This window comes from Psychrobacter sp. TB20-MNA-CIBAN-0197, assembly GCF_040309765.1.
Classification (GTDB): domain Bacteria; phylum Pseudomonadota; class Gammaproteobacteria; order Pseudomonadales; family Moraxellaceae; genus Psychrobacter; species Psychrobacter submarinus.
The window spans coordinates 1-233 of record NZ_JBEOPC010001440.1; the positions used below are offsets into that span (position 1 = coordinate 1).

Consider the following 233-nt stretch of genomic DNA (forward strand, 5'->3'; position numbering starts at 1 on the left):
GTGATGTTCCTCGAGGGTCGCAGCCACGCGCTGACTAATGAGCTGTCCACCGCGATGGAAGAGGCAGCGATCAATCTCGAATTCGAACGCGCGGCCGAATTGCGCGACCAGATTGCCTTGCTGCGTCGGGTGCAGGACCAGCAAAGCATGGAAGGCGGAACCGGCGATATCGACGTTATTGCCGCATTCGTCAACCCAGGCGGCGCCTGTGTCCACCTGATCAGCGTGCGCGG

The 233-nt window shown here is 61.4% G+C and carries 1 protein-coding gene; it reads left to right on the forward strand.

Translation table 11 applies throughout. The features are described 5' to 3' along the window. A partial coding sequence (locus AAEY83_RS18730) for a UvrB/UvrC motif-containing protein (RefSeq protein WP_351061719.1) occupies positions 1–233 on the forward strand: 233 nt, incomplete at both ends.